General features: G+C 32.8%; 29 protein-coding genes and 2 tRNA genes. 5 read left to right on the top strand and 26 right to left on the bottom strand.

Going from position 1 to position 26511, the window contains the following annotated elements; translation table 11 throughout:
- Positions 1 to 48: 48 nt before the first annotated feature.
- From NNL09_RS15215 to NNL09_RS15115, 21 genes are all read right to left on the bottom strand, one after another.
- A complete protein-coding gene (locus NNL09_RS15215; RefSeq protein WP_025666363.1) occupies positions 49 to 582 on the bottom strand; it encodes a Crp/Fnr family transcriptional regulator in 534 nt (177 codons plus the stop codon).
- 62 nt (positions 583 to 644) lie between these two features.
- On the bottom strand, positions 645 to 896 hold the full coding sequence (locus NNL09_RS15210; protein ID WP_025666362.1) for a hypothetical protein: 252 nt from the start codon (positions 894 to 896) through the stop codon (positions 645 to 647).
- Positions 897 to 916: 20 nt separating this feature from the next.
- The gene (locus NNL09_RS15205; RefSeq protein WP_196909739.1) at positions 917 to 1273 is read right to left on the bottom strand and encodes a PD40 domain-containing protein; all 357 of its coding nucleotides are present in this window, start codon (positions 1271 to 1273) and stop codon (positions 917 to 919) included.
- Complete coding sequence (locus tag NNL09_RS15200; RefSeq protein ID WP_196909738.1) at positions 1254 to 1829, bottom strand: PD40 domain-containing protein; 576 nt, start codon at positions 1827 to 1829, stop codon at positions 1254 to 1256. The genes NNL09_RS15205 and NNL09_RS15200 overlap by 20 nt, the downstream gene beginning before the upstream one ends.
- Before the next feature lie 160 nt (positions 1830 to 1989).
- A complete protein-coding gene (locus NNL09_RS15195) occupies positions 1990 to 4500 on the bottom strand; it encodes a glycoside hydrolase family 3 protein (protein WP_196909737.1) in 2511 nt (836 codons plus the stop codon).
- A gap of 212 nt (positions 4501 to 4712) precedes the next feature.
- Positions 4713 to 5063, bottom strand: a complete 351-nt coding sequence (locus tag NNL09_RS15190; protein WP_025666359.1) for a DUF1801 domain-containing protein — start codon at positions 5061 to 5063, stop codon at positions 4713 to 4715.
- Between the two features lie 116 nt (positions 5064 to 5179).
- Entirely contained in the window at positions 5180 to 5557 is a 378-nt protein-coding gene (locus NNL09_RS15185) for a VOC family protein (RefSeq protein WP_196909736.1), read from the bottom strand.
- A gap of 5 nt (positions 5558 to 5562) precedes the next feature.
- Complete coding sequence (locus NNL09_RS15180) at positions 5563 to 6120, bottom strand: YbhB/YbcL family Raf kinase inhibitor-like protein (protein ID WP_196909735.1); 558 nt, start codon at positions 6118 to 6120, stop codon at positions 5563 to 5565.
- An 89-nt stretch (positions 6121 to 6209) separates the two neighbouring features.
- Positions 6210 to 7049, bottom strand: coding sequence for an AraC family transcriptional regulator (locus tag NNL09_RS15175; RefSeq protein WP_196909734.1), 840 nt, complete (start codon positions 7047 to 7049; stop codon positions 6210 to 6212).
- Positions 7050 to 7210: 161 nt separating this feature from the next.
- On the bottom strand, positions 7211 to 7615 hold the full coding sequence (locus NNL09_RS15170; protein WP_196909733.1) for a hypothetical protein: 405 nt from the start codon (positions 7613 to 7615) through the stop codon (positions 7211 to 7213).
- A 119-nt stretch (positions 7616 to 7734) separates the two neighbouring features.
- Positions 7735 to 8082, bottom strand: a complete 348-nt coding sequence (locus NNL09_RS15165; protein WP_196909732.1) for a hypothetical protein — start codon at positions 8080 to 8082, stop codon at positions 7735 to 7737.
- Positions 8079 to 8594: an RNA polymerase sigma factor gene (locus NNL09_RS15160; protein ID WP_196909731.1), complete on the bottom strand. Its 516-nt coding sequence runs from the start codon at positions 8592 to 8594 to the stop codon at positions 8079 to 8081. The genes NNL09_RS15165 and NNL09_RS15160 overlap by 4 nt, the downstream gene beginning before the upstream one ends.
- A gap of 1 nt (position 8595) precedes the next feature.
- Complete coding sequence (locus tag NNL09_RS15155) at positions 8596 to 8967, bottom strand: hypothetical protein (protein WP_196909730.1); 372 nt, start codon at positions 8965 to 8967, stop codon at positions 8596 to 8598.
- A 12-nt stretch (positions 8968 to 8979) separates the two neighbouring features.
- Entirely contained in the window at positions 8980 to 9798 is an 819-nt protein-coding gene (locus NNL09_RS15150) for a DUF4440 domain-containing protein (RefSeq protein ID WP_196909729.1), read from the bottom strand.
- A gap of 215 nt (positions 9799 to 10013) precedes the next feature.
- Complete coding sequence (locus tag NNL09_RS15145) at positions 10014 to 10262, bottom strand: GlsB/YeaQ/YmgE family stress response membrane protein (RefSeq protein ID WP_025666352.1); 249 nt, start codon at positions 10260 to 10262, stop codon at positions 10014 to 10016.
- 207 nt (positions 10263 to 10469) lie between these two features.
- On the bottom strand, positions 10470 to 11204 hold the full coding sequence (locus NNL09_RS15140) for an N-acetyltransferase (RefSeq protein ID WP_196909728.1): 735 nt from the start codon (positions 11202 to 11204) through the stop codon (positions 10470 to 10472).
- A 5-nt stretch (positions 11205 to 11209) separates the two neighbouring features.
- Positions 11210 to 11623 (bottom strand): nuclear transport factor 2 family protein, encoded by a 414-nt coding sequence (locus tag NNL09_RS15135; protein WP_196909727.1) that lies wholly within the window; start codon positions 11621 to 11623, stop codon positions 11210 to 11212.
- Positions 11624 to 11648: 25 nt separating this feature from the next.
- Complete coding sequence (locus tag NNL09_RS15130; protein ID WP_196909726.1) at positions 11649 to 12179, bottom strand: NADPH-dependent FMN reductase; 531 nt, start codon at positions 12177 to 12179, stop codon at positions 11649 to 11651.
- Between the two features lie 79 nt (positions 12180 to 12258).
- Entirely contained in the window at positions 12259 to 12840 is a 582-nt protein-coding gene (locus tag NNL09_RS15125; RefSeq protein WP_196909725.1) for a Crp/Fnr family transcriptional regulator, read from the bottom strand.
- 15 nt (positions 12841 to 12855) lie between these two features.
- The gene (locus NNL09_RS15120) at positions 12856 to 13419 is read right to left on the bottom strand and encodes a GNAT family N-acetyltransferase (protein ID WP_196909724.1); all 564 of its coding nucleotides are present in this window, start codon (positions 13417 to 13419) and stop codon (positions 12856 to 12858) included.
- A 193-nt stretch (positions 13420 to 13612) separates the two neighbouring features.
- Complete coding sequence (locus tag NNL09_RS15115; protein ID WP_196909723.1) at positions 13613 to 16909, bottom strand: VCBS repeat-containing protein; 3297 nt, start codon at positions 16907 to 16909, stop codon at positions 13613 to 13615.
- A gap of 235 nt (positions 16910 to 17144) precedes the next feature.
- Here NNL09_RS15115 and NNL09_RS15110 point away from each other — a divergent pair, with 235 nt between their 5' ends.
- Positions 17145 to 19238 (top strand): thioredoxin domain-containing protein, encoded by a 2094-nt coding sequence (locus NNL09_RS15110; RefSeq protein ID WP_196909722.1) that lies wholly within the window; start codon positions 17145 to 17147, stop codon positions 19236 to 19238.
- A 37-nt stretch (positions 19239 to 19275) separates the two neighbouring features.
- On the opposite strand, the gene NNL09_RS15105 is transcribed toward NNL09_RS15110, so the two are convergent.
- The 5 genes from NNL09_RS15105 to NNL09_RS15085 form a co-directional block, all read right to left on the bottom strand.
- Positions 19276 to 19350 (bottom strand) — tRNA-Pro (locus NNL09_RS15105).
- A 198-nt stretch (positions 19351 to 19548) separates the two neighbouring features.
- The gene (locus NNL09_RS15100) at positions 19549 to 19722 is read right to left on the bottom strand and encodes a hypothetical protein (protein ID WP_196909721.1); all 174 of its coding nucleotides are present in this window, start codon (positions 19720 to 19722) and stop codon (positions 19549 to 19551) included.
- 63 nt (positions 19723 to 19785) lie between these two features.
- Positions 19786 to 19932 carry a hypothetical protein gene (locus NNL09_RS15095; protein ID WP_159025531.1) on the bottom strand — a complete coding sequence of 49 codons (147 nt, stop codon included), beginning with the start codon at positions 19930 to 19932 and terminating at the stop codon, positions 19786 to 19788.
- 256 nt (positions 19933 to 20188) lie between these two features.
- On the bottom strand, positions 20189 to 21211 hold the full coding sequence (locus tag NNL09_RS15090; protein ID WP_025666343.1) for a cytochrome d ubiquinol oxidase subunit II: 1023 nt from the start codon (positions 21209 to 21211) through the stop codon (positions 20189 to 20191).
- Positions 21212 to 21213: 2 nt separating this feature from the next.
- The gene (locus NNL09_RS15085) at positions 21214 to 22515 is read right to left on the bottom strand and encodes a cytochrome ubiquinol oxidase subunit I (RefSeq protein ID WP_196909720.1); all 1302 of its coding nucleotides are present in this window, start codon (positions 22513 to 22515) and stop codon (positions 21214 to 21216) included.
- A gap of 416 nt (positions 22516 to 22931) precedes the next feature.
- On the opposite strand from NNL09_RS15085, the gene NNL09_RS15080 reads away from it, so the two are divergent.
- The 4 genes from NNL09_RS15080 (at position 22932) to NNL09_RS15065 (ending at position 26364) form a co-directional block, all read left to right on the top strand.
- Positions 22932 to 23288, top strand: a complete 357-nt coding sequence (locus NNL09_RS15080) for a hypothetical protein (protein WP_025666341.1) — start codon at positions 22932 to 22934, stop codon at positions 23286 to 23288.
- A 161-nt stretch (positions 23289 to 23449) separates the two neighbouring features.
- A tRNA-Pro gene (locus tag NNL09_RS15075) sits at positions 23450 to 23527 on the top strand.
- Positions 23528 to 23816: 289 nt separating this feature from the next.
- The gene (locus NNL09_RS15070; RefSeq protein ID WP_196909719.1) at positions 23817 to 24617 is read left to right on the top strand and encodes a DUF2306 domain-containing protein; all 801 of its coding nucleotides are present in this window, start codon (positions 23817 to 23819) and stop codon (positions 24615 to 24617) included.
- Positions 24618 to 24690: 73 nt separating this feature from the next.
- Positions 24691 to 26364, top strand: a complete 1674-nt coding sequence (locus NNL09_RS15065; RefSeq protein ID WP_196909718.1) for a helix-turn-helix domain-containing protein — start codon at positions 24691 to 24693, stop codon at positions 26362 to 26364.
- Positions 26365 to 26511: the final 147 nt, after the last annotated feature.

Here is a 26511-nt window from a genome sequence, read left to right as displayed (position 1 = left end):
CTTTTATACTATTTCTTGATACAAAGGAACAAATACGTTATTTTTTTCTCATTTACATTTGTCGATAAATTGTTTTCGTGCTCTGCTTAATTGCGTTGGAGTAATACCTAAGTAGTTTGCAATGTAATAATGCGGAATTCGATTGATTAAACTGGGGTATTCTTTTAAAAAGAGTGTATACTTTTCTACAGAGTTCAAATTTAACAAAGACACTAATCTTGATTGTAACTGTTTATTAAGTCTTTGGAACGCGTTTGTCACTATTTCGGTAATATTTTTGTCTTTATTAACCCAAGACATCACTTCTGAGTAATTTGCAACAGAAATTTCGCATTTCTCTAAAGCTTCAACAGACATGACTACATTTGTTTTGGGAATATAACTACCAATAATCATATCTCCTTCCTGATAAAAATGAGTAGTGATTTCATTGCCTTCGTTATCATACACAAACCCTCTCATCACGCCTTTAATCAACATGCCAATTTCTATACAAGGTTTGCCATATTGAAGAAAAAAATCATCTTTTCCTAATGATATCGTCTTGTGTATCGACTCGCTAATTGTTTTGTTTTGAGACATTTTTGTTTTAATTACTAACAGCGTTCTGCGAATAGCGATGAACTATATTATGCGTATGCTTTCTATATTTTTTTTTCTTGTGTTGCCCACAATATTATATCACGAAAGTCAATTTTCGCCCTTTTCGTTAACTCAATAACCTCGTTAAGATCTCCTTTTGCTAATTTCAAAATTGATAATCGTGTGTTTTCTAGATTATACTCTGAGTCAGCCATTACATGTTTTAATTCTATTGAAGAAAGTTCATCGATTACTCGATCTTTTTGTTCTCCACAAAAGTCAAGATTTATACGATCTAATATCTTTTTATCCATTTGTTTGATTCCCCACAACGTTACCTGCTTTTTCTTAATGCATCGATAATTTTAGTACTTACCCAGTATATATCTTGATTACTTGTATAGAAGAAATATTTACCATCTTTTGAAACAAAAGGACAGAGTTCATGGTTTTTTGTATTGATTTTTTCTCCCATATTGATAGATTTTGTCCACGTACCATCGGTATTCTTAAAACTAATGTAAAGATCACCTCTACCTAATCCCTCTGGTCTTCTTGCACAAAAAATAACGTATGTTTCTTCTGGATCAACAAAAACATCGGCTTCGTAATTTGAAGTGTTAATTGAATCTCCTAGTGTAATCGCTTTCTGAAACTCTCCATTAATACTTTTAGAGGCAATATATATCAAAGTCGTTTTGCTTTTTGTTAGCGGTTATTTTGTTGGATGAAAAATACATCGTTCCGGTTGCTGTAAATGAAATATAATATTCATTTCTATCAGAGTTGATATTGGGTCCGGCATTAACAGGTTCTGACCACTCGTTGCCTTTTTTTTCTACATACCATATATCGTGATCTTGTTTGGCTCCCATACCGTCTAATGTTCTTTCTGAGATAAAGTATAATCTGTTTTCATCTGGAGAAAGAAATGGGTCATTAAATCCGTACTTATCATGAGATAAAATAGTTCTGGGTTTGCTCCACTTGTTTTTTATAAGTTCTGAATATCTTATTTCAGTTCTTCCATTTATATCTACCCCATAGAAAAATTCTGTTGCCTCGGTATTGAAAACTGAGCCAAATTCTGATTCTGTATTTTTAGAAATAAGACCAGGTGCAAATATCTCTGGAGTTAGGGATGGAGGTTTTTGTTCTAGATACTTGAGACGCTCATCTACTTTCTGGCTCCAACTTATAAAAGGAGTTAGTAGACACCAGAAAAAACAACTAATTAGTAAACGCATATATTTCTAAGTTTTATCTATTACAGGTAACGGTATCTATAAGAAACATAAGACAGATAATAAGCAATACGTTTCAGATTAGTGCTAACCCAAATATAAATATTTTGATCTTATCATTTTTTGACATACCTAATATTGCTTTCATTAAACCATAAAAACTCTATTTACCCTTACATCCAGGCCTAGCATCAATGTCTGACTCTAAGCGAATATTGCTAAGTCCAATATCTACGCCTTCTCCTGCGGTAATCATTAATGCAGAGCTTATTTTAGTCATATCAACACCAAGATTATCAAAACAGCTTAGACTTATTCGATATTCTTGCCAATGATCGGCAGCGATATTGATATTAAGAGTTTTATCACAAGAAGAATTTTTATCACACATACCAATTTCGACAACTGCCTCCTTTGCTTTAAATGATTTTGCAGAGAAAGTAAGTTCCATTGCTCCATTTGCTTGGCGAGACATATTGCTTGGTGAAGCCGTACTGACCCGCATTTGATCACGATCTGATTTAGACCATTTTATTCTTAATGCATCTTCTTGTGCCATGTGGTCTGTCTTACTTATAATTAGCCCTCCAACAGATGTTGGAAAACTAGCAATTTGTTTGACCAAATTGCCTGAGTTTAACCATAATCCCCAAGGTGCAACAGGAGCACCTTTACTGAAAAACTCGCCTGTAGATACTACTTTATTATTTTCTATGCCAGAATTTTCAGAAAGTTGATTGACCGTTATATTATTATTATAAGAAAGGCCATAACCTAATTTAAATAACGGTTCATTATCTTCTGATACTACGGCGCTTGCCGGCCATGAAAATGATAGACGGCCTGTAAAATCAAAAGAAGGATCTCTTTGAAATAATAAATCTGAAATACCTCCTCCTTCAGTACCAGGTAACCATGCTGCGATAAATGCATCTGATTTGTTTATTTCAGGGTTACACCATAGTGGGCGGCCTGATAGAAAAACAGATACAACAGGAATGCCTTTACTTTGAAATTCTGCCAATTTATTTACATCAAAACCATTTGGAATAAAGTCAAGGTTTTCTCTGTCGCCTTGAAACTCAGCATATGGATCTTCTCCATATACAGCAATTACAATATCAGCTTTCACGGTGGTATCTCCATTAGCTGAATAAATTACTTTACCACCTGCTGTGTTAACTGCTTCCTTAATACCATCAAGAATAGAGTCACCATTGGGAAACTCATCATTAGTATGACCTGTTCCCTGCCAGGACAATGTCCAACCACCACATGCCTTAGAGATATTTTCTGCTCCATCACCAATTACCAAAATTGTTTTCATAGCATCAATCGGTAAAGTACTGTTGTTGTTTTTAAGCAAAACCATCGACTCTCGAACCGCCTGGCGTGCGATGGCTCTATTTTCTGGTAGCCCCAAAAGGTTTTCGTCTCCTGCATTTTTACGTGTACTCGGTGCTCCTTTGGTAAATATACCCGAAGCAATTTTTACCCTAAGTATACGACGTACTGCATCATCTAAGCGGGACATTGGAATTGTTCCATTCTTTACATGCTTCAATGTGCTCTTATACAAACCTTTCCAACTATCAGGAGCCATATACATATCCAGGCCTGCATTAAGCGACTGCGCGCAATCTGTATTTGTACAACCAGGAACCTGGCCATGACCGTTCCAGTCACCTACCACAAAACCGTTAAAACCAAGTCGTTCCTTCAAGACATCTGTCAACAGTTCTTTCTCGCCATGGAGTTTTTTACCTTGCCAACTCGAGAAAGAGACCATCACTGTTTGAACACCTGCAGGTATAGCACTATAATAACCTGCCGCATGCACATTACGTAATTCTGTTTCACTAACAAGGGCATCACCTTGATCAACACCTTTTTCTGTTGCGCCGTCAGCGAGAAAGTGCTTAGCACTAGATATAACGCGACCATCTCCCATAAAATCGGCTTCGCCGAAACGGCCCTGCAATCCATAAACAATACGATCTGCATACGACTTTACGATCTTCGCTTCTTCAGAGAATCCTTCATAACTTCTACCCCAACGAACGTCTTGGGGTACTGCTAAAGTAGGAGCAAAAGTCCAATCATGACCAGATACAGTAAGCTCATGAGCAGTTACTGATGCAATTTGCTCCATCAAGTCAGGATTGTTCATCGCACCGAGTCCAATATTATGTGGAAAAATTATTGCTCCAATAAGGTTAGCATGACCATGTACTGCATCTATTCCCCATATACATGGTATCGCAACTTCAACACCTTCCTCATCAATCGATGCATTGTAGTATTTATCAGCCATTGCCAACCAAGTTTTTGGATCTGCATAAGGTAATGGCCCGGGTGCAGAATTCCCACCACTTAAAACAGAGCCCAAGCGATATTTTTTAACCTCTTCTGGCGTAATAGATCCATTGTCTGCCTGGATTACCTGACCTACTTTTTGTTCTAGTGTAAGTTTTGGCAATAGGTCGTCTATTTGTGCTTCGATCACCGGATCTAATGGTAGTGCTTTAATGCTTGGCCAATCTTTGGGGTTTACAAGATCTGCTGATTTTTCTACTTCTGCTTTAGAATTATTTTTTTGAACACAGCCCAAAACTAGAATAGACAAAAGGTATAATAAAGAAACGGGTAAGATTAAAAGTTTTTTAGTGCGCATATTGAAATTAATATTAGTTGTTATTACACTAAAGAAGAATTCTATCAGGTCATAGACAATATGTAAGCTACCTTTTTTATGTTTATAAATGTTTGTAACAATTATTTTGTATTATTATCATTATCGATTTCTTATTCGTGAACACATAACATTTAGTTTAAAAAACGTAAGGTAGTTAATCAGCAATACGCCTAAGATGCTATTCACTGGCTTTATTTTTCAGTATAAAGTTCCATTGCCATATCAAATATGCTATGAATCTTTTCTATCGGAATATCTTTATTCGGGTCAATCATTAATAATTTTGTAAACGTCCTTTTTCCCTGAATTAAGTCTGGATGGTTAATTTTTACACCTTTTCCAATTGCTATGTAAGGGAATTGTGTTTTCTTATCTACCCATAAATAGCAAAAGATCTGATTTTTATACATAAAGCAAGGTAAGCGGTAATACCATTTCGACTCAAATTCGGAATTATAATCGGTTATTATAGCTTTTAATACCAAAAGGCAACTTTTAATTGGTTCTTCTTTATCAAAATAAAAATTGTCTATTGCCTTCATACAAATTGTTAATAGCATTACACCACTTACACTAGGTATTATAAATGTATTAAAAAAGCGCAAACTTTTATGATTTGCGCTTCATCAATTATTTTATATGTAATGGGTAATAGTTTTTATTCGTAGTTACTTAATTCGATTAAATTTTGATCAGGGTCTCTTATATAGATTGATCGTATTTCCCCCATAGCTCCCGTTCTATGCACTATCCCAGTAACGATATCAATCCCTTTATTTTCTAATTCAATTTTGACGGACTCGATTTCGGTTGATACTATAAAGCATAAATCTCCTGATCCGTAAGTTGGGTTTTTAGCTTTTGGTTCAAATTCTTTTCCTTTTTGATGCAGGTTTATCTTTTGGTTTCCGAAAGTGAGAGTACTTCTATTTTTGTCAAAAACCTTAGCTTCCATTCCTAAAGTAGTATAAAACTGAATTGTTTTTTCTATATCTTTTACTGTTAGGACTATATAATCAATACGATCAATTTTCATCCCTCCTACTCTTTGGTTCTTTGATAGTACATCACTATGCTAGCTTTGGCTATAGTATTATTCCAAAGATAATACCCTACGACTGCAGGATTTGTGTTTTCGTTAAGCCCCAGTTTATCGGTTTTTAAGGCATGAACAGTAATGATATATTGATGTATCCCGTGTCCTTCGGGAGGGCAAGGTCCTCCATATCCCCCTACTCCAAAATCTGTAATACTTTGTATGGCTTCTTTTGGGGCTAAATTTGATTTTATATTACCAGCATTCGATACTAATTCTTTTATATTCTCGGGGATATCAAATACAATCCAATGCCACCATCCACTACCTGTTGGTGCATCTGGATCGTACATCGTTATTGCAAAACTTTTTGTGCCTTTTGGTGCATTCTTCCACGAGAGCTGCGGGGATTCATTGTTTCCGGTACAACCAAACCCATTAAATTCTTCATTAACAGTTGCTTCTCCACCTATAGAAGTACTGGTTAATGTAAATGTCTTTTGCGCAAATGAAGATATTGATATGGTAAGCAGTATGCTTAAAATAAAAAATGATTTTTTCATAATGGTTTATATTTAATTATACATACAAAATTATGAGTTAAAGAGGAGAACATTATGTTTATTTTAGGTCAAAAAGTAGTGCTAAAAGTTCAATCTAGTTGATACTGTTTTGGGGTAACACCAAATTTTGTTTTAAATGCGTGTATAAAATTCGAAAGGTTTTCATAACCAATCTCCTGATAGATTTCTGATGGTCGCTTAGTATTATTTTTTAACATAAAAGCCGAGTGTTCTAACCTTTTATCTAAAAACCATTTACTGGGTGATTGATGAAAGTGTTTTTCAAACTCTCGTTTAAATGTAGATACACTCATATTTGATAAAAAAGCCAACTCCTTCAATGTCATTTTTCTCAGCTTATTATTTTCGACTACACTAAGAAAATTTTGAAAGGAGTTACTTTGATGAGTCATCATCGAATTTATAAAATCTGTCCCATTAGTTTCTACTAAATAGATCATAATCTCCTCAAATTTTGCCTGAATCATTTTTCTTTGAATACTTGGTTCCAATCTCGAAATATCAACTAAACTAGTTACATAGTTTTTTATAAATTGATCATATTGAAATGAATATGCAGATTGTAGTATATTGCTATTAGACGTTTTGATGTCGAATTTCTGAATGAATTGCAATATTTCTTCATTAGAGAAAAACAACAATACACTTTTATAATTTTTATGTGTTGATGAGAGTTTTTCTGTCATTAAACAATGCCCCGATTTCATTAATAGAAAACTAGAATTTTCGATTAAGACAGATGAATTATTTGTGAAAACCTCCTTTTGGCCATCAATTAAAAAACTAAAGACATTTTTTGTGAGTTTGATTTGTTGTTTATCATGTTCTCTAGTGGATTGATAATAGTATAGGTTAGTAAACGTATGTTCATCAGGAGTTAATTCAATAGGGAGTGTTATTGTTTTCATAGGAGTCCTTAATTTAAGAAATTCCATTGTTCTGGGCAGTACTTTTTCTAACTTTTGTAAGAAGCGTTCTAATGCAACAGATCATTATTATACCAGAACGTGTGTGCGATTTCTCCTATTTATAAGATTATCATTTAACTATTACGCCCTATACTTATTTTTTAATTCCAGATAGAATTTCCTGTTCGTAGTTTCCATATCGTATTATTGTCTACGAATTTTAGAGAAGAACTGTTTATGATTTCAAAAATAATATCATTTTGAAATTCTAATATATTTGATGATGAATATATTACTATTTTATTATTTCCGACTTTATAGTTTGCAGAATATTTTATGTCGGTAAACAGTATTTCGACATTCTCATTATCGATAAAACTTAATTCCTGATGGCAGTTTATAAAAAAATTGGGGTCAGTTTGCGCATCTATGCATTCTTGTTCGGTTTCAAAAAAAAGATAGTCAAAAGTTTTTCCGACAAATTCTGTGTTTTGAGAATTATCATCGTCATTTGAGCAGCTTAAAAGTACTATTCCTAAAATTGACAGTAAAAAATATTTTCCCATTTTCGTTTTTTATATAGATCCCTTTTTAAGAAAAGGTTGCGTTTATATCTAATGTCTGTTAACGACCTGCTTGTATTGCAGGTCTTTATTTTATCTCACCCTTTTTCAAACAACTAATTTTAATTTAATGTTTTATAATTGTTCAAAAGCTTCAGGAAATTATCGATAAATAGCACTCCAATTACTCCTAAAGAGAATAAACATAGTATACTCGTAACCTCATAAGAAATATCAATTGAATCATTTTTAAAAAGAAGCCATAAAACAAGTGCAATACATAACACCAAACCTCCTACAAAGCAACCAATTGACCATTTTATATAGCTTCTTACTCTAGTTTCATAGTTTTTTTCTAGAGCAATTTTTGACATTACAATTTCTTCAAAATCAGGATTATCTAAATTAAATTTCCTTTCTTCAAGAAATTCCTTTATCCTGTTAAAATCTTCATCATTTTTGTCTTTCATAAACTTTTATTTAACAGTTTTCGTATGTTTTTTCTTGCGCGATGTAATATTACTTTAACGTTTGATATTGACCAACCTGTAATGTTTGAAATCTCTTTTATTTTCTTTTCTTCCAAATAAAATAAATTCAAAACCAGAGCTTCGTTCGGGTGTAAATGAAGTATAGATTTTTGTGTTAATTCCCATTGTTGGTTTTCTTTAGTTTCCTCTATAGCTAATTCGGCTATCCGATCATCGATTTTGTCAAAATCAATTTTATTTTTTCTTAAATACATAAAGGCCTCGTTTACTACAATTCTATAAAACCATGATGAAAATTGGGCATTTTTCTTAAAATAACGCAAATTCTTAAATGCTTTAATAAAGGACTCTTGAACTACATCTTCTGCATTATGTGTATTTTTTACAATTGAGATGGCAAGGTTATAAGCAATATCTTTGTATTTTCTTACGAAATACCGGAAAGCTTGTTTATCTCCGCTAAGGATTTTATCGATATAAAAATCATCCACTTTATTGTTTGTTGGTATTTCTTTTTTTTATAAAATGATTAATCATACACGATATACCTAAACAGATACCAATAATGAAGGTTATATAAAACCCCTTTGCTTTACCAGGTTCATTCTCCAGGATAAAAAAGTAAAGTCCGATGAGCAAAAAAGATACACTCATACCAAGAATTACAACAGAAACCTTTAACCAGGGAAATATAAATTTAAACCTATTTTTTTGCTGCAAACGAAAAATATCTTCTAATTTTTCTCCACGGTCAATTAACTCCATTCGTTCTTTATTTCTCGCTTGTAAGTAAAAATACCAAGCAAAAAATAACGCCGCAATAGCCGTTACCGAGATAATACATGCTATAATTAATGAGATCATGATTTTAAAATATTATTTGTTAGTTATTTTTTTTGCTTTCATTGTTCCTTTTTTTGTTTGCATCTCAATACCTGTTACATTATCATTATCATCGATAAGAAATTCGAGTTTTGAATTATCTCTTGCAATTAAAAACTTGTGAATAGCATATGGTATGATTTCAATTTTATCACCTTGAGCCAAACCAAACAATTTGTGTCCTTCTCGTAGTATAGTAAGTACAAATTTAGGTGCAAATTGATAATCTCCCGTATATGTATCCATTTGTTTATATGTTAAAGAAATGGCCTTCTCATCTGGATTTACTTTTTTCTTTACAGGTTGATGATTGTAACTAAAAACTTTAGTAACAACCCAATTTCTGTTCTGTTTTTTCCAAAGGTGGATAAATTTTGCCTGTGTGATTGATGTTTTGCCGCCTTCGCTTGTTTCAATAAATTGATGGAGTCCTGTTTCCAAAGCACCAAACCCAGGAATCTCATGAACTTCTAAAGTGTTTTTTACTAATTTCCTTGTTATAGTATAATGTGTATTCTTTTTTGCTTTCGCTATTTTTTTTAAGCTTTCTATGACTCTTTCTTTTGAATTGATCAATCCATTTTTAACATGAAAAAACTCTATATCTTCACTTATTAAAGCCTTATACTTATCGATTTCTACATTGTTATAAGCAGAAAAAAGCAAAGAGTCCATTTTTAAAACTTCATCAAACAAACTAGTATTGATAGTTTTTAAGTGATCAGTATTAGTTTGGGCTATACTTAAAAAACAGGTTAATTGCATTAAGCAAATGATTGTTGTACTAAGTGTTTTTAATCTTTTTAAATCCATCATTACGTTTTTATATTCTTTTTATTAAGATGAATGAAAAAAAGAAAAGGTTACAAAAACTGTAATTTTATTTTAATCATCGAAACCATTAAACCTTCTTATTGATCTAAAAGCAAAAAGCTACCTATATTGGTAGCTTTTTGTATGATTATAAGTATCAAAACTTATCTTTTTTCATATTGATGATACACCTATATGATCAAAGTATATATTGATTACCGTTTTTTAAATATTAGATTGAGCAAGAACAGAATGATTATCGCTCCGATAGCCCCGGTAAGTATAGCACCAATCCAGCCGGTGCCCAGGTGAATTCCTAATTTTCCCAAAAGCCAGTATCCTACATAACTCCCGACGATTCCAACTATAATATTTCCGATAAGACCTAAACCACCACCTTTGTAAATGGTACCTCCAAGCCAACCTGCTACTGCTCCAATAATAATGGTTACAATTATTTCCATATTGTTAGTTTTAAATTATTAATAAAGTGTTAATATATTAAAAAAATACGAACTTATTAAGATGTGGTTAACATTTCAACACTATCATATGGTCGACTTTTTCGTATTGACACACTTTGTTCTATGTGCCATTTCATTACCTTTCACACCAAAGATTATCAATAACTTAGGGGTGTAAAAACTATTAGCAACACTACAAAACTATAGTTATGCAGATGTATTAACCGTGTAGCTTTTTAGTGTTCCGTCAGTTATAAATCCTATTTTAGAATAAATTCGCTCACCAGGTGTAGATGCTACCAAAAGAACGATATTACTTTGATTTTGGTAAGCCTCAAACAATAGCTTGTTGGTCATAATTTTACCTAATCCCATTCCTCTATATTCTGGTAATGTTCCTATCATATGTATCCCAGAATATCCATTTTTATCATGATATATAATTCCACAACTTACATATTCATCGTTATGTTTACCTAAAAAAAGATGCATGTTTTTTTGGTGTTTAATTAATGAAATTATAGTCTCGGGGAGTATTTGATATCCAAATGAGTTTGATGAAACTCTTGCAAATATTATCGCCTTTTTATCATTATCAACTGGTGTTATCGTTGCAAAATCATCTGCGGGCATCGTAGTTTTAGAGATCTCTAAAAACATTGCTTTTACCATTGATTGCTGCTCAAAATTGTGCTGTAATAGTCGTTTTTCTATATTTTCGTTTTCAGCTACTCCTAATGATTTTGGTAAAGCTCCATTCTTCATTTGGGCATAAAGTTGCTTCAGGTTTACTATCTCTGGATCTATCCCAAAAACTTTATTGGGCCAGGAGCTTTTTTCGGGTTTGGTATAGACATATCCCTCTTCTCTATTAAAAAAGCCTCCTTGTGTTCCTATATATTCCCAGAACTCGAAAAGATGGTTTATTATGATCTTGTTCATAAAATTTAGTTTTGTGAAGTTTTTACAAAAGCTGCTGAATCTTCATAAAATCTATATTCTTTAATTTTCCCTCCTTCAATTATGCTTACTTGAGCCCAGTCGCTCATGAATAATTTACCCGTTGCTTTTACTTCGTGTGAAAATTTTCCATTTGCAAAAACGACATTTCCTTCGGCGATTATCCTTTCTACATTAAACTCTTTGGTTGTAAAAGAATTAACTATGTTGGCAATAAACTGCTTTGCTTCTTCTTTGGTTCTGTATGTACCATGAAGCTGGTTTTTTTTACGTTCTTCGTCACGTACACTTACGATCAGGCAATTTTCGTGAAACAAATCTAGTACTTTATCCATATTGCCATTTTGAAAAGCGTTAAAATAATCGTGTACTATCGTACTACTGTTTTCTGAATTTTTCATTTTTTTGTTTTTAAAGAGTGAATATTTATTGCATTAATGTCATAATCACTTTATCCAGTTTTGCGTTCTCTGAAGGATCCAGGATAGACGAATTACTTACATCAAACTTGTTATTAAAATCTCCCAGAGAATACATACCACATATGTTCCCGCCCCATCTTGGGAAGAGTTTTTCTAAAATCTGAAGATGAGACGCTCCCCCTGTTACTCCGGGAGAAGTGCTCATTAAGACTACAGGTTTGTCTCCAAAAAATCGTTGATCGATTCTCGAAAGCCAATCTATTATGTTTTTAAAAAAGGACGAAGGAAGTCCGTTGTGCTCTGGCGAAGCAATCACAAATCCATCTGCTTCTGTAAAAAGTTGAAAAAGTTCTTTTATAGGTTTCGGAATGCCCTTCTCCTCAATAACCGGGCTATAAATAGGAGTTATATATTCTGATAATTGTATGAGATGTACATCATTACGTTCATCGATTTTATGAATTGCAGCAAGCAATAATTGTTGATTGATCGACCCAGGGTTGTTACTTCCTGAAAAGGCAAGGATTTTTTTCATTTGTACCACTTTTAAAATTATTATGATACAAACTAACTGCTATTTGATATTAAAAATCTTAAGGTATCTTAAGAAACGCTTATGTTGTAGTTTTTTTTCTTAGCGCACTTAAAAACTCGGGAGTTATTCCTAAATATGAGGCAATCATATATTGTGGTACGCGCTGTTCGATATCTCTATATTTTGAACGAAACTCAAAATATCGTTCTTCTGCCGTTTTACTTAAAGTGTTGAGTGTACGATCTTGTACAGCAACGTATGCTTTTTCAAACTTAAACCTAAAAAAACGTTCTATTGCCGGCACCTGATCATATAATTGATTTAATGTATCCCGATGAATTTGAAGCACTACACTGTGTTCTAATGCCTGGATAAATTGTTTGGCCGGAGTTCTGGTAAGGTAACTATACAGATCATTAACCCACCAGCCTTCTATTCCGAATTGAATGATATGTTCTCTCGCTTCCTCATCCATATAGTAACTTCTTAGGCATCCCTCTGCAATATATCTCATATGCGAAGAAACCTCCCCTGTATGCAACAGAACTTCTTTCTTTTTTAAAGTTATTACATGAAAACATTCACCAACGCAACGTGCATCGTGATCTGTGAGAACAATACGCTCTCTAAAATGTTGTATTAATGTATCAATTGGATCCATGTTTGTACTATAGATTTACAACACCGATTTTTTCATATCAAAAGCGAGCCCAATATAAGTATTGTTATTAAACTCGAATTCGTCTATTATTTTCCAACCTAATTTCTTAGTATGTGCTTTTTCAGAAATAACATTTACTTTATTTATAAATGTTATACTAATCGGGTATTTTTTCACAAATTCGACTCTCATTTCTTCAAAAATCAAATTTAGCAATCCTTTGCCTCTATACTCCTTATCAATACAAACCGGCCCGTATTGGAAACTGTTTTCTGTTGAAATCTGATACCCATCAAATGATAATTTCGGAAAACGAGAAATCATCACATTAAAAATCTCCCACTGCTCAAAATATTCCCAATTTCCTGCAAAAGCATATGCTACAATCACATTATCATCATTTTCTGCAATAAAAATTCCGTTTTGTTTTATGATTTCTTCAATTTGATTAGTGGTAAATGGGGTAGTTACAAAACCTGTTTCTCGTTCTTTTTCGTTTAAATTGCTAAACAAGTTCTTTTCCTGAAGGGAAAGAATTCCTTTGATATCGGTTACTGTCCCCGTACGTGTTCTCATCATTTCTATGCTATTTTATAAAAAATACTACATCATTATTTAGGTATGCTTACTTTGGTAAGTATATTTCTTATCCAGATAACTAAGGTAGGTAATCGTTTTATGTTTGTGAAGTAAAATGAATCCAGATTTGCATGCTAAATCGCTCCACCAAATTTTGTGGATATGGGGTAAGTGTTTTATATGATATCAGAGTTTAAAAATCTATCGGTACTAATTTTAACCCTGTATTTTTACATTGCATAAGGATATATTTTTTGTCACCGATCGTGATATGTTCTGCAGCTTTTATTTCTAGCCCGTGTAGTGCCGGTAATGTTGCAGAAAAACTTAGAGTTTTTTCCTGGTTTCTATGCAAGAAATATCCTTTATTAGCATCATAGCGTATCGTTTCTACTTCTGCTTCGTATAAAGAACCTACTCCAAAAATGTCATTTACTCCGTCCTTATTAAAATCTTCGACAATAAAATCTGTAGTTGGGCCAAATTGAGCTTGTACTGGTAATGATGTTATGTTAAAATCACCTTGTCCATCATTAATCAAGATAACAGTATTAAACTCCTTAGCCATGTAATGAGTTGCTTCTTTCAAGTCCTTATCTCCATAAATATCAGACAATGATGCGTTTGCAAACTCCCCATAGGTTTTAAACTTATTCTTTAGCATGGGTAATTGCTCAGAGGAGCATTGTTTCCCTCTCACGGGCAATAGCAATCCTGTTTTGGATTCTTTACTCAATATAATATCCAGACTTTGGTTTTGATCAAAATCTTTGGTGTAAATGTGCAGTGGTTTGTCTTTTGTAGGATGAAACTTAGTATTCTGACCCATATTTCCTATCAAATAATCTACATCCCCATCACTATCGATATCTGTAGGATGTATCGTAAAATACCATCCAGAAGTATGCTGTAATGCGTCTATATCTTTTTTAATCAATATTCCTTTATCATTATCAAAAATGGTAATTGGCATCCACTCTCCTATTACCAAAAGGTCTTCGTCTCCATCCTTATCATAATCAGAAAAAACAGCGTCATTTACCATGTTTAGCCGTTCCTGTCCTTTGATCATTTGGTGGGTCACCTTCACAAAATTCCTGCGATCATTTCTTAATATATATGATGGTGATGACATTGGGTATTTACCCGGGATTACTCCTCCACCAATAAAAAGGTCGAGATCTCCATCCTGATCAATATCGGATACCGCTATGGCAGAAGATATTGACTTGATCTTAGGAAAGGTAGTATCTCTGGTAAAATTACCGTTTCCATCATTTGTATATACTCTATCGATAAGCCAATCGCTATTTTCCTGATCTTCATAACTTCCGCTTGCTACATATAAATCCTGATCTCCATCATTATCTATATCAAAAAATAATGCCTTATTGTCTTCAAATTCTTTATCATTCTGAAAAACAGAAATACTAGAAGCTCTAAAAGTTCCATCTTCTTTCTGAATATACATAGCAGCAGGGGCTCCCTTGGCATTTCCTACAAAGAAATCCTCTTTTCCATCGTTATTTACATCACCAACAGTAAGGGCTCTTCCTTTTTCGCTTTGTTTTTGCGGTAATAATAGCTGAAGTTTGTAATCATCAAAATTGCGCTCGGTATTTTTATACTGAATCCCAAATTGAGAAGCATCAATGACAGCCAGGGCATGTGTCGGTTGCTTTTTAGATTTCTCTACAGTTAACGCTGTATCTTTTTGATTGATCTCGAGCAATTGATTGCCATTTATATTTTGAAGTGTAGTAGACATTCCTTGTGGCCATTGTACCTTTATGCTATCTACTATGGTTATATCTCCTAATCCAAAATGTATTCGCTGGCTTACAGAGGATTGAAATCCCCTCACAGGATAGTGTATTTTTGATTGTTGCTGATCTTTGGCATAGATATTAACTTTTGCACCAATGCCATTGGGGTTTTTATCACTGCCAGAAAGTGCAACCGATATATAATTATTATCCTGATTGTTTTTATAGATACTAGCAGTTTCCATCTGATTGTTAAGGATGAGATCGAGATCTCCATCATTATCAAGATCAGCATAGGCAACTCCGTTAGAATTCACTTTTTCCTGTAACCCCCATTCTTTGGTAACGGGTAAAAACGTTAAATCTTTATTATTAAGAAACATTTTGTTACTCAATTTGGTAGAAGGCATCATACCAATTGCTTCATCTAATGTTACTTTTTTTCGATTACGAATATTAGTCTTCATTCGATGTCTAAAATCCTGGTTAGACAAATCATAAAGGATCCCATTAGTTACAAAAAGGTCATTAAATCCATCATTGTCAAAATCTGCCAATACTGGAGCCCAACTCCAATCTGTATTCGAAATCCCAGACAACTGCCCTATTTCACTAAATATGCCATTCCCCAGGTTGAGTTGCAATGCATTAGACATATATTGATGATGATACCCTGCATTAACCAACTCATTGAAATTTTCGGTGCTCATTGATGCCATATTTTCTTTCCCCCTTTTATGATCATCAGACAACATATCTAAAACCACCAGATCTGGCTTTAGATCATTATTAATATCAGCAAAATCAGACCCCATGCTATTTGCAGTGATATGATCAAACGTGCTAAGGATGGTATTGGTAAATGTGCCATCGTGGTTATTGATGTAAAGAAAATCAGATTCTAAAAAATCATTGGCTACATAAACATCTGGCCAGTCGTCTTCATTAAAATCACCAATAGATGCGCTAAGCCCCCAGGCTTTATTTAACAATCCTGATTTTTGAGTAATATCTGTAAATTTTCCGTTGTTATTTTCAAATAACTGATCGCTACTTTCGGGATGATAGTTAAATTGAATTCTAGGGTCTATTGTTACATTATTATTAAAATCTGGCCTATGATTTAACAAGTATATATCTAAGTCTCCATCTTTATCAAAATCCAAATAATAAGCCTGAGTCGAAAAAGCACTGGAAGCCAAACCATATTGATCGGCCTGCTCTATAAAAGTTCCATTTTTCTGGTTGATATAAAGTTTGTTCTTTCTCTTTTCTTTATGCTGCAATGCGCCCGACTTACATACATAAATATCTAACCAGCCATCAGCATTAATATCTATCATAGAAACGCCGGTAGACCAACCTTCTTGATCGGTAACTCCTGCATTCTTTGTGATATCATCAAAGACAAAATCACCTGTATTAAGGTAAAGTTTATTAGTTCCCTGATTAGAACTAAAATATATATCTTCTAATCCATCATTATTGATATCACCAACAGCTACTCCACCACCATTATAGATATATGAATAATTAAGAAAATTAAAATATAATGTTTCTTCGATCTTATTCTTAAAATCTATAGTACTATGAGTTTCTGAAACTTTTTCAAATAGTGTTGTCCTTTGTTTCTCTTCTACAGTAGTGTTATTTTTTTTCTGATCTTTTGAACAACCAGAAAAAATCAAAATGAGTAGTAAGAGGTAAACCGTATTCTGCATCATATTCTAAAAATTAGACCTTCCTTTTTTGAGGAAATTTGAAAATAAGGAACATTTCTTTTTATTGTAAACTTATCCTCTAAACAGCATGTTTTTATAGACAAACAACTTCTATTAATTTATTAAAGGATAGCCTTACACTATGTATTTCTTAATATAAACAAACCTCTGAGCATCGTATTTAGGGATATTATACAAATTATTGTACTTTGGTCTAAATATACCTTTTTGTAACGAAATGCTAAATACTTCTCGAATTCTAAAATTTACTTTTTTCACTTTATTACTATTTGTTTTTGGTTGTAAGGATACTCCATCAAAAAGTAACCATGCGTATACTAATAGTTTAATTAATGAAACAAGTCCTTATTTATTACAACATGCACATAATCCTGTAGATTGGCAACCCTGGAGTGATAGTGCTCTTGAAGAAGCTGTAAAAACCAATAAATTATTGATTGTAAGTATTGGGTATTCTTCTTGCCATTGGTGTCATGTCATGGAAAAAGAAACATTTGCAGATGAAAATATCGCTCGGATAATGAATGAGCGTTTTATAAATATTAAAGTAGATAGAGAAGAACGTCCGGATCTGGATCATGTTTATATGACTGCTGTACAATTAATGCAAGGTAATGGTGGATGGCCTCTTAATGTTATTCTTCTTCCGAATGGGAAACCAGTATATGGCGGTACTTACCATACTAATGAACAATGGAAAGAAGTGCTGGATAAAATCACTGATTTATATCAAACCGATCCTCAAAAACTAACAGATTATGCCGATAAAATTTCGTCGGGCATACATGCAACCAATGTAATAGAACCCAAAAATGATAATACCCATTTAACCAAAGATGCTCTTGATCTAAGCGTGAATAATTGGCAAAAAAATTGGGACTCTAAATGGGGAGGAGATCTCGGAAATCAAAAATTTATCAAACCACATAGTTTGGAGTTTCTTATGGATTATGCCAAACTAACACATAATGACACGGTTAAAAGACATGTTGAAAATACTTTAGACAACATCGCTTCTGGTGGCATTTATGATCATGTTGGAGGAGGTTTTTTTAGATATAGTACCGATCCCTATTGGAAAGTTCCTCATTTTGAAAAAATGCTCTACACCAATGCGCAACTAATTAGCCTCTATTCTAAAGCATATAAGGTTTATAAAAAAGTACAGTATAAAACCATAGTAGAAGAGACTATTGCCTTTTTAGAACGTGAAATGAAAAGTCAAAATGGAGGATATCACTCGGCGATAGATGCTGATAGCGAAGGAAAAGAAGGGGGTTATTATCAATGGAAAGAAGAAGAGTTACAACATATTTTAAAAGAAGAGTATTCTCTTTTTTCTACATATTATGATTTAGGAACTTCTGAAAGTTCGGAAAAAGAAACTTCTTTTAGTATACAACAATCTTCTAATGATAGTATATTCGGTGCTCAAAATGATATTTTACCAGAGAAGTTAGTACTCCTAAAAACTAAATGGCAAGAATTGCTCTTTAATGAAAGACAAAAAAGAGTATCCCCTGCTATTGATGATAAAGTGATTACTTCATGGAATACCCTACTGATTAATGGATTTATTGATGCATACAAAGCTTTTGGGAATAAAGAATACCTTAACAAAGCTATCACACTTTACAATGTTATTGATACCAATAATACCAACAACAATTTTCTGGTTCATACTTATAAAAAAGGTGATAAGCAGCAAGAAGGTTTTATAGAAGATTATGCTTTACTTATTGATGCTACCATCAATTTATATAGTGTGACCCTTGAAACAAAATACCTGGATCGTGCAAATGCTCTGCATGCTATCGCTACAACACATTATACAGATTCGGCGACTAAGATGTATAAGTATACCAAAGAAAGTAAATTGATCTCTACATTAATTAAAGTTGATGATGGAGTAATACCATCACCAAATGCTGTTATGGGGCATAATCTAAAAAAACTTGGTATTCTTAACTATGATAACCAGCTTACAGAAAAATCGAAGCAAATGTTATCTTCTATGGCAGATTATTTAACCGATAACGCAAAAGATTTTTCTAAATGGAGCGCTTTACAGCTTCACACTGTTTATCCTTTTTATGAGATCGTAATCGTAGGAGAAAAAGCAGATTCTATAGCAGATACTTTTAATTCATATTACATCCCAAATGCTATTGTTGTGGGAAGTACTCAAGAAAGCACATTGCCTGTATTTAAAAACAAGTATATAGAAGGTGCAACTTTTATATATGTCTGCCAACAAGGAGCATGTAAACTTCCTGTTCAGAGTATAGAACAGGCTCTCAAACAATTATAAAATAAAAAGAGATCCTTTATCAGAACCTCTTTTGGTGTCGGGATGACAGGATTTGAACCTGCGACCACACGGCCCCCAGCCGTGTACGCTAACCGGACTGCGCCACATCCCGAAAAATTAAGAGTGCAAATATAACTTTTTATTCTAATTTTTGGGAATCGATTATAAACTAAAATGCAAAACTTTTTATGACGATTTCACTTTACTCCCAAACATATTCAATCTCATACTTAAACTTTTTTTAAAGGGATATTTATGACAGAAACGAATTAAAAAAGGCTATCAAGTTATTTTGATAGCCTTTATGAAATTATCTTATTTCAATGAGATCCAGACAGACAAGTTTTGCCGTACACGCTTTCATATCAATATGCCAGTTACATCCTGGTGGCGGTGGTGCTAATGGAAATATACAGTCATCAATATCACCAATTGGAATTCTTGCTGCTCCTCCTTTTATTTCCTTTTGTTGAGTCTTACTCAAAGGCTTTCCTAATTTTTGTAAATCTTTCATAGTTGATAATTTTAGATCCAAGTATACACAATACTAGTTGTGTATATCATCAGTAGTTCCTGTTAACGTTCCTAATTTCTTAATCGCTTCCATTTGTCTTGCTATCTCAGCCAAAGCTGCAGCTAAACCGTCTATTCCTCCATTAGTTTCTCTTAATTCCTTACCTGTTAAATTTCTCATTTTTTGATCGAATTTTAATTAAACATTATTTTTTTGAGTTGCTTCCTATTTGAAAACTTTGGTAAAACTAATGTGTGATGATCTCAAATTATGAGACGCCAAAAAATAATTCCTAAAAAGTTAAAATTCATGAACCTTTTTTAAGTTTATTATATCAGGAAACACCTATGTTTTAGGATAAGAAATTGGTATAGAAATACAAGAAATAATTTAAGTAGAATACTTTTTTTAAAAATTGCCGGGTGAGATATACATATTAATCTCTTTCTAGAATTTTGATCATTTTAAATGATTTTAACAAATGAAATAATCCTGGTAAAATGACTGCCCCACCAATGATAAGAGATATCCCTAAGACATTAATAACACTATCAGGAGCTATGTTTTCTATTAAACTAACGCTTCCTGTTTGGGTAATTATTATATCTGGATAATGAGAAATTAAAACTGCTGATAAAATTAAAAACACCTGCAATCCTGCAAAAAACCTACTCCATACTGTATTCCCTTTTTTGATAGTTTTCCATAACGGAAATAACAGAAATGCAGAAAATACAACAGAAATTATTGTAATAGGGTTTTTCATAAACTCCTGTACAAATACATTCTCGACAATGTATCCATACCCAAAGGTTAACAGCCCTACAACAAAAACAACAATTGTAGCAATAGCCGATTTTCTAATATAAATATTTTCATTTCCTTCTTTTGACTCCCCTATTAGCAGTACTGAAGATAAAAATGCACAAAGTGCTGCAAAAAATAATCCGACCAATATGCTAAATACATTAAACCAAGGCTTTACAAATGCTTCATAAAATGTTAAAGAACTAATATCATCTACTATACGTATTTCGCCACTAATCAATGCCCCGAATACCATTCCTAAAAATATGGGGGTTATCAAACTAGAGATTTTAAACATATTATCATATAACTTCTGAGAGTTATCAATAATAGCATCATAATGCCTAAATACAAAAGCTACCCCTCTAAGGGTAACTCCTAATAATATTATGGTAAGTGGGATATGCAAACTCACTACCATGATATTATAATACACAGGAAATGCAATCCATAGAATCACAATCAAAATAATAATCCAAATATGGTTAGCTTCCCAAACGGGTCCCATGACACGATAAATAGTTTTTTTGGTAATCTTCTGATTTTCTTCTGATGAAAAAAGCTCTACTATCCCAGCTCCATAATCTGCGCCACCTAAAACTACATAGAGATACAGGGAAAAAATCAAAAAGAATAATACAACATACAGCATATTTAGTGATTTGAATTATTTAAAACTTTTATTTGTCTAAGCATCAACCAGGTTACAGCAATCGATAAGGTAAGGTATACTGCAATATACATATAGAAGCTAAACACAATACCTGGCATAGGAGTTACTGCATCTTTAGTTTTCATGATATTATGAATTATCCAGGGTTGTCTTCCTACTTCTGTAACGATCCATCCTGCCTCTAATGCAATAAATCCCATTGGGGCCAATAACACAAATAGTAACCAATACTTATGATTAGCAAACCATTTTTTCTTTTTTAATGATATAAAATATAGAATTCCTGCAAAAAGTAAAAGGGTGCCAATTCCTACCATGATCTGAAATGCATAATGCACCATAGGTACATTGGGCCATTCGTCCTTAGGAAAATCATTTAATCCTTTAACTTCAGCTTCAAAATCTGAAAAAGCGAGAAATGATAACATTCCCGGAATTGCTATTTTATAGTTCACTTCTTGTTTTTCTGCATTTACTATTCCACCGATATATAAAGGAGCGCCTTTTTCAGTATTATAGTGTGCTTCCATCGCTGCAAGCTTTACAGGTTGGCGTTCTGCAATATCTTTAGCCGAAATGTCACCACTAATCGGCTGTAGTATTGCTGCTATTGCTCCAAATGTTATTGCTATCTTAAATGCTTTTTTATGTAATTCTACTTTTCTTTTTCGATATACCTGATATGCATGAACCCCTGCAACGGCAAAACCAGTAGCTGTAAAAGCAGCCAATGTCATATGCAAAGCTTGTGTAAACCAGGCAGGGTTTAACATCGCCTGGATCGGATCTATATTTAGGAATTTTCCATCTATATATTCAAATCCTGTTGGAGCATTCATCCATCCATTAGCAGCAACTACCAAAATTCCTGATGCTACTCCAGATAAACCAATAATAACTCCGGTTATCCAATGAAATCTCTCTGGTAGTTTACCCCATCCATACAAATAAAAACCTAAGGCTATGGCTTCTACAAAAAAGGCTGCTCCCTCTAATGAAAAAGGCATTCCGATAATGGGTCCGGCATGTTTCATAAACTCGGGCCAAAGTAATCCCAGTTCAAAAGATAATGCTGTGCCCGAAACAGCACCCGTAACAAAAAATATTGCTACTCCCTTTTGCCACGATTTGGTTAAGGTCAAATATACCTGATCCCTTGTTTTAAGCCACTTATAGTGAGATACCACCATAAAAAAAGGCATGACCATACCAATACAAGCAAAAACAATATGAAATATTAGAGTAAATGCCATTTGGAGTCTTGCCGCATCAAGATTTTCCATAAGATCTGTTTTTTTTAAATCTTCAGTTTTACAAAGATACTTTTCAGCATAATAATAGTCAGTAACACGAGTTACAAACATGAAAAAAAAGACTGTTTTCCCAGAAGCTTCTTTTGGTCTATAAAGATACGACCTAGCTCTGGTTTAATCATTAAACAAAACCCTTATTTTTTTTATAAAAACTAAAAAAATCATGCGTATAAAAAGTATCCTAACACCAACACATGTATACTCTGTTTTTTCTAAGTAATTTGATACATAATCACCATTTCTAATTCGATTACATCATAAATGTGCTTCCCGGGAAAAATTGACAAGAGTTAAGGGAAAAACTACATTTTTAGAAAGCAAGTATCATCGCATCTTTACATCATCAAATACAAAACAATAGTTAACTCTAAAAAAATAAAACAAACATGGAAAATACAATTGAAAAAAACCTTAAACACGTTCACGAATTATTGTCGAAAGGCGCTTTTATTGAAGCTATGGACACTTACTTACATGATGATGTAGAACTAAAAGAAGCCAATGATGCTCCCAAAAAAGGAAAAGCGTTTAATCTTAAGTTTGAGCAGGATTTTATAGATAATCAGCTTTCAGAATTTATTAGATATGATGTTAACAATTATGCCATTAATGGAAATCACTCTTTTTATGACGCTGTAATGGAATTAAAACTAAAAGATGGTAGTACTATGCTTTCTGAACAGACTGTTGTTACCGAGTGGAAAGATGGAAAAATTTATAGAGAACGATATTATCACGCATAATACCCCATACCTATGTAAAACCCTTTTTATATCAAGGTATAAGAAGGGTTTTTTCTCATTTTTAAAACAAGGAGTAAAAAATTCTTTACTTTATACTATAATTTGGTTTTATTTTAAATGATTTGTCTATATTTGCACCCTCAAAAGGGAAATATACACCTCGGGGTGTAGCGTAGCCCGGTTATCGCGCCGCGTTTGGGACGCGGAGGTCGCAGGTTCGAATCCTGCCACCCCGACCAAAAAAATCCAATCACAATAGTGATTGGATTTTTTATTTGTTAGAACTTAGAAGTGTAGTTTTTATGTGTTTTATTTACCTCAAGTCTTCTTCAAAAAAAGTTTTAGTTTTCGATTTGCTAATAATACATATTGAATAGATCTACTAGGCTTAAATCCCTGTAAACGCTATCACCAAGAGAGTTATATAGTAATTTCTTTCAATTTATAAATCAGGAGATTTAATAGATCTATTCTGTAGTAGCATTTAAAATCATTCATTATTTATGCAACATTCCTAAATGTTATATAATGATTTTTTTCTCTAATTTAAAGTACAGCACAACCATTTGGTTTATAGTAATGCTCGTTGGGCAATGGATTTTTGCGGCTTATGTGGCTATTTATCATGGGTATAAAATTTTGGCAAGTGGTATGGGATCTATGGGAGGTAAACATATGCCTAATGGGTATATAGATGGTGATTTTACAGGTAATGTAATATTAGCATCACATCTTATTATCCCGATTTTCGTTATTGTTGCTGGTCCATTACAATTGATTCCTAAAATCCAGAGGGATTATAGAAGATTTCACAAATGGATTGGTCGTATTTATTTACCGCTAATCTTTATTTTAAGTTTAGGAGGAGTATATTTAACCTGGTCTCGCCCACGCCCCTCTTTCGGAAGTATTTATCAAGATATTGCTATTACCATTGAAGGAATTCTTATTGTCTTTTTTGCTATACAAACCTTACGTTTTGCTTTACAAAGAAAAATAAAACCGCATCGCCAATGGGCATTACGCTTATTTATTGTGGCAAGTGGTGTTTGGTTTCTACGCATTGGGTATAGAACCTGGTTTTTTATAGAAGACTTATTTGGTTTTCAAGTTGATAATTTTTTCGATTATTGGTCTTTTGCTTCTTACCTAATTCCATTAGCTATTTTAGAGTTCTATTTACAAGTGAAGAAAGGTAAAAATCATAAGTCAGAAAAAAGGTTATCTATACTTTTGTTTGCTGTTACCCTATATATGATGATTGGTATTTTTTTAGCTACTAAAGGAATGTGGCTACCTAGAGTATTGAGTGTAGTAAATACTGAATAGAGAAAAAGGAATAAGAATTTAAGTACTGCTTTTAATTCCAATTTTGTACATTAAGAAAGTCATCCAATTTTTTATGAAAAAACATGTTCTAATCACTTATATAATTGTATGTTGTATTAGCTTTAGCAGTATCGCTCAACAAGAAAAGAAGATCGATTCTTTGTTAAATCTTTTTGAGAAAAACTGGACAAAAGACGCAGATTCAGCCTATTTTTTTGCTAATAAAGCCTATCATATTTCCAATTCAATAAACAATAATAGATTAGTAGCTAAGGCTCGTGTCGCTATGGCATCTGCAAAATTAGTGCAAGGTGAATATACGGCTTCCGAAAGATTACTAAACCTCAACCTTCTAGATAGTATTTCTTTAGGCGATAAAACGTTAGGTAATACACTTAAATATTTGGGTTACACACTATTTAATAAGAAAAACTACATTAAGTCAAGTCAAGCTTTTCTGAAATCAATCTCATATTTCAAAAAAATTGAGGATAGTGTTAGTTTAGGAAGAGTATACAACGGGTTAGGAATGATTCAATTTACATTAAAAAGAGAATCACAGGCGATGGAAAATTACCAAAAAGCATTGCAATACAACTATAGTGATAAGGTCTATAAGGATGTCTGTACATATATTAGTACCCAAATGAATATGGCTGAATTGAGTTCTAAACGTGATCAGGCATATGATATCTTTATGAATGCCATAGATTTGGCTTCAAAAAATGAAGCTGATTTTTTTATTCCAACTATTTATCAACAGTTGAGTTATTTATACACGCGAAAAAATGATTATAAAAACGCAATAAAATATGCAGAAAAAGCTCTTTTTGAAGCTCGAAAAATGAATCTTGGTGGCAAGGAGCAATTAATCTACAGAGACATAGGAACAGCATATTTTCAAAATAATCAATATTATGATGCAATAGAAAGCTATCTTAAAGCATTACCCAACTCAAGGATGGAAGTCCTGGATACCATTTATAAAAGATTATCTATGTCGTATTACAGACTGAATGATAATAAAAATGGTGAATTTTATTTTGACAAGTTTTTAAGGCACTCAGATTCTACTCATCAATTACAGGACAAGAAAACAGTAGCTGAAATTGTTGAAAAATACGAATCTAATAAAAAGGATCTAGAGATTAAACTACTACAGCAGGAAAATGAAAGTGTGACACTAATGAATAAACGGCAAAAAAATCAATTGTTATTGGCAATTTTTCTGGTTGCATTACTGTTGCTTATTTCATTTGCTATTTGGCAGTTTTATAAACGAGAAAAAGAACAAAATGAAATACTATTCATCAAAAATCAAGAACTCATACGTTCTAAGGTAAAATCTAAAGAATCAACAAACAAACATAGTATCGCTGAACAAGAAGTGAATATAGAACTGGTTCAGTTACTTAAAGAAGTGATGAATTCTGAATTATTTTTAGACAAGGGACTTACTCTTTCTAAACTGGCTAATATATTAAGTACTAATACCACTTATCTTTCTAATACAATCAATAGTCATTACCAAAAGAAATTTACCGATTTTATTAATGAACTAAGAGTAAACTATGTATTAGCAAGGATTGAAAAAGATAAAGAATTTTGTAATTATACGATAGCACACATTGCAGATATATCTGGGTTTAATTCTTCTTCGGCCTTTTATAATGCATTTAAGAAATATACTGGATTAACACCTTCATACTATATTAAGGAGAAGTTAAATAAAATTAAGACTGCTTGATTAATGAATTAGTGTAAACTGATGTTTATAAAAATTACTACTATAAGTTATTGGTCTTCCTTCCTATTTATCTCATTAATTTCTTTTTTCTCTAAATACATCATTTTTTATTTCTTGATTTATAAATCAGTATACCTTCTATAATAG

Source organism: Aquimarina sp. EL_43, assembly GCF_943422735.1.
In the GTDB taxonomy this organism is placed as follows: Bacteria; Bacteroidota; Bacteroidia; order Flavobacteriales; family Flavobacteriaceae; genus Aquimarina; species Aquimarina megaterium.
Note: the sequence above shows the minus strand (reverse complement) of the source record. Positions and strands in the feature narration are given on the sequence as shown.

Excerpts from the sequence above, each read along its gene's own strand:
- NNL09_RS15180 (WP_196909735.1), bottom strand. The coding sequence starts at position 6,120 with ATGAAAAAATCATTTTTTATTTTAAGCATACTGCTTACCATATCAATA.
- NNL09_RS15130 (WP_196909726.1), bottom strand. The coding sequence starts at position 12,179 with ATGAAAAAAATCCTTGCCTTTTCAGGAAGTAACAACCCTGGGTCGATC.
- NNL09_RS15110 (WP_196909722.1), top strand. The coding sequence starts at position 17,145 with ATGCTAAATACTTCTCGAATTCTAAAATTTACTTTTTTCACTTTATTA.
- NNL09_RS15125 (WP_196909725.1), bottom strand. The coding sequence starts at position 12,840 with ATGGATCCAATTGATACATTAATACAACATTTTAGAGAGCGTATTGTT.
- NNL09_RS15120 (WP_196909724.1), bottom strand. The coding sequence starts at position 13,419 with ATGATGAGAACACGTACGGGGACAGTAACCGATATCAAAGGAATTCTT.
- NNL09_RS15085 (WP_196909720.1), bottom strand. The coding sequence starts at position 22,515 with ATGGAAAATCTTGATGCGGCAAGACTCCAAATGGCATTTACTCTAATA.
- NNL09_RS15065 (WP_196909718.1), top strand. The coding sequence starts at position 24,691 with ATGAAAAAACATGTTCTAATCACTTATATAATTGTATGTTGTATTAGC.
- NNL09_RS15115 (WP_196909723.1), bottom strand. The coding sequence starts at position 16,909 with ATGATGCAGAATACGGTTTACCTCTTACTACTCATTTTGATTTTTTCT.
- NNL09_RS15080 (WP_025666341.1), top strand. The coding sequence starts at position 22,932 with ATGGAAAATACAATTGAAAAAAACCTTAAACACGTTCACGAATTATTG.
- NNL09_RS15215 (WP_025666363.1), bottom strand. The coding sequence starts at position 582 with ATGTCTCAAAACAAAACAATTAGCGAGTCGATACACAAGACGATATCA.
- NNL09_RS15185 (WP_196909736.1), bottom strand. The coding sequence starts at position 5,557 with ATGAAAATTGATCGTATTGATTATATAGTCCTAACAGTAAAAGATATA.
- NNL09_RS15150 (WP_196909729.1), bottom strand. The coding sequence starts at position 9,798 with ATGGATTTAAAAAGATTAAAAACACTTAGTACAACAATCATTTGCTTA.
- NNL09_RS15145 (WP_025666352.1), bottom strand. The coding sequence starts at position 10,262 with ATGGAAATAATTGTAACCATTATTATTGGAGCAGTAGCAGGTTGGCTT.
- NNL09_RS15200 (WP_196909738.1), bottom strand. The coding sequence starts at position 1,829 with ATGCGTTTACTAATTAGTTGTTTTTTCTGGTGTCTACTAACTCCTTTT.
- NNL09_RS15155 (WP_196909730.1), bottom strand. The coding sequence starts at position 8,967 with ATGATCTCATTAATTATAGCATGTATTATCTCGGTAACGGCTATTGCG.
- NNL09_RS15090 (WP_025666343.1), bottom strand. The coding sequence starts at position 21,211 with ATGCTGTATGTTGTATTATTCTTTTTGATTTTTTCCCTGTATCTCTAT.
- NNL09_RS15170 (WP_196909733.1), bottom strand. The coding sequence starts at position 7,615 with ATGGGAAAATATTTTTTACTGTCAATTTTAGGAATAGTACTTTTAAGC.
- NNL09_RS15195 (WP_196909737.1), bottom strand. The coding sequence starts at position 4,500 with ATGCGCACTAAAAAACTTTTAATCTTACCCGTTTCTTTATTATACCTT.
- NNL09_RS15140 (WP_196909728.1), bottom strand. The coding sequence starts at position 11,204 with ATGAACAAGATCATAATAAACCATCTTTTCGAGTTCTGGGAATATATA.
- NNL09_RS15095 (WP_159025531.1), bottom strand. The coding sequence starts at position 19,932 with ATGAGAAATTTAACAGGTAAGGAATTAAGAGAAACTAATGGAGGAATA.
- NNL09_RS15175 (WP_196909734.1), bottom strand. The coding sequence starts at position 7,049 with ATGAAAACAATAACACTCCCTATTGAATTAACTCCTGATGAACATACG.
- NNL09_RS15070 (WP_196909719.1), top strand. The coding sequence starts at position 23,817 with ATGATTTTTTTCTCTAATTTAAAGTACAGCACAACCATTTGGTTTATA.
- NNL09_RS15210 (WP_025666362.1), bottom strand. The coding sequence starts at position 896 with ATGGATAAAAAGATATTAGATCGTATAAATCTTGACTTTTGTGGAGAA.
- NNL09_RS15135 (WP_196909727.1), bottom strand. The coding sequence starts at position 11,623 with ATGAAAAATTCAGAAAACAGTAGTACGATAGTACACGATTATTTTAAC.
- NNL09_RS15165 (WP_196909732.1), bottom strand. The coding sequence starts at position 8,082 with ATGAAAGACAAAAATGATGAAGATTTTAACAGGATAAAGGAATTTCTT.
- NNL09_RS15190 (WP_025666359.1), bottom strand. The coding sequence starts at position 5,063 with ATGAAGGCAATAGACAATTTTTATTTTGATAAAGAAGAACCAATTAAA.